Source organism: Mesorhizobium sp. M7A.F.Ca.CA.003.01.2.1, from assembly GCF_003998945.1.
GTDB lineage: Bacteria > Pseudomonadota > Alphaproteobacteria > Rhizobiales > Rhizobiaceae > Mesorhizobium > Mesorhizobium ciceri.
Genome location: NZ_RZRA01001008.1, coordinates 1 through 1,927, shown reverse-complemented (window position 1 = coordinate 1,927; position 1,927 = coordinate 1). Strand labels below are relative to the sequence as shown.

General features: G+C 60.8%; 3 protein-coding genes. 1 reads left to right on the top strand and 2 read right to left on the bottom strand.

Features of this window, described 5'->3' with window-relative positions; all coding sequences use genetic code 11:
* Nucleotides 1-803, bottom strand: an 803-nt coding sequence (gene aroC / locus EN969_RS28930) for a chorismate synthase (RefSeq protein WP_127419618.1), incomplete at its 3' end; no start/stop codon positions are given.
* Nucleotides 804-981: 178 nt separating this feature from the next.
* On the opposite strand from aroC, the gene EN969_RS28925 reads away from it, so the two are divergent.
* Nucleotides 982-1,242, top strand: a complete 261-nt coding sequence (locus EN969_RS28925; RefSeq protein WP_013532801.1) for a DUF1344 domain-containing protein — start codon at nt 982-984, stop codon at nt 1,240-1,242.
* A 168-nt stretch (nt 1,243-1,410) separates the two neighbouring features.
* On the opposite strand, the gene EN969_RS28920 is transcribed toward EN969_RS28925, so the two are convergent.
* On the bottom strand, nt 1,411-1,927 hold a 517-nt coding region (locus tag EN969_RS28920; RefSeq protein WP_164758592.1), incomplete at its 5' end, for a histidine phosphatase family protein.

The following is a 1,927-nucleotide window of genomic DNA, read 5'->3' as shown; positions in this document are numbered from 1 at the left end:
TCGGCATTCTGCTCGCCGGTGATGCGGGCGGCCTCGAAGCCGTTGCCGATCTCGACGCCCTTGACCGCGTTGATCGACATCAGGCCGGAGGCGATGTCCTGGTCGAGCTTGGCATAGATCGGCGCGCCGAGGCCCGGTGGAACGCCGTCGGCGACGATCTCGATCACCGCACCGACCGAGGAGCCCGCCTTGCGGATGCCGTCGAGATACTGCGTGAAGACAGGAACGGAAGCCGGATCGGGGGTGAAGAACGGATTTTCCGCATCGCCGATGAAATTCCAGTTCCAGTTGGCGCGATCGATGGATTTCTCGCCCATCGACACCAGCGCACCGCGCACCACCACGCCGGGCACCACCTTGCGCGCCAAGGCACCGGCCGCCACTCTGGCTGCCGTCTCGCGGGCCGAGGAGCGGCCGCCGCCACGATAATCGCGCACCCCGTATTTGACGTCATAGGTGTAGTCGGCATGGCCGGGCCGGTACTGGCGGGCGATCTCGCCATAATCCTTTGAACGCTGGTCGACATTCTCGATCAGCATCGACACCGGCGTGCCGGTGGTGATCATCGTCTCGCCGTCCTCGTCGAGGATGAAACCTGACAGCACCTTCACTTCATCTGGTTCGCGACGCTGCGTCACGAAACGTGACTGTCCCGGCCGGCGCTTGTCGAGTTCGGCCTGGATCTCGTCGCGCGTAAAGCGGATGCCGGGCGGACAGCCGTCGACCACGCAGCCGAGCGACGGGCCATGGCTTTCGCCCCAGGTGGTGACGCGGAAAAGGTGGCCGAACGTGTTGTGAGACATGAAATACCCTGCCCGGCATCGGAGCCGGCTGAAGATTGCGTTCTATTGGCGTTTTTCACAGGGGTCAAACTGTGATCTGGCGGATTTAGTTTTGACACATTCGGTTGGTTTCTGCTCTGCTCCATCCGCTGTTGAACAGCCCGCCGCCATGCCGGTGCAATGATAAAGAGGAACGATTATGCGTACCCTGATTAGCGCCGTTGCCGCCACGCTGCTGCTTTCCACCGCCGCTTTCGCCGGCCAGACCGAAGGCCTGATCAAGAAGATCGACAAGGACACGGCGACGCTGACGCTGGATGACGGCAAGTCCTACAAGCTGAACGCAGAGACCGATCTCGACGCGCTGAAGCCGGGCATGGACATCGTCATTGCCTACGATGTGACCAATGGCGAAAACGTCATCACCGACATGGAACTGCCGGACAGCTCAGCCAACTAGAGCTTCCAACCTCAATTGAATGCAGCGTTTGCGGTTCAGCTTTCGCCGAGCCGCCTGCGAAATGGCCTAGAGCGTGTCGCGTCTGAACGGATTCAGGCGACCCGCTTTAGGTCTTTGTTTTATGCATGTCGTTCTCCCAAAACCGGGGCCAATTTTGGGCGACATGCATCAAAGCCACTCCAGACTCTTGCCTTCGAGCTTGAGCAGGCGATCCTGCGGTATTTCCAGGTTCGCTGCCTCGTCCTCGGCCAATCCCAGAACGAAACGAAACAAGGTGCGCATGACGCCGCCATGGGTCACGCATATCGTCTGGCGTTCAATCGCGTCGAAGCATGGCCTCACCCGTTCGAGCAGCATCTGATAGCTCTCGGCGCCTTCGCCGGGCGGCTGGAAGTTCCACTTGTCCAGAGCACGCGTCCCGCTTGCTCCGGGATACCGCGTCTCCAGCTCGGGAAAGGTAAATCCCTGCCAATCGCCGAAATTGACCTCGACGAGGCGCGGATCGGTTCGATAGGCATCCGGATCCAGCTTCATCGCGGCGCGAATACGCTGCATCGTTTCGCGCGTCCGTTTCATCGGACTGGCGACGAAGTCGAATTCCCAGGGATCTGGAACCAACGCAGCTAGCCGAAGCCCGTTGCCGGTCGCCTGTTCGCGGCCAAGAGCATTGAGATCGGTGTCAGCC

What these genes read in the sequence shown, in the direction of transcription:
- EN969_RS28925 (WP_013532801.1), top strand. Translation starts at nt 982, where the DNA reads ATGCGTACCCTGATTAGCGCCGTTGCCGCCACGCTGCTGCTTTCCACC.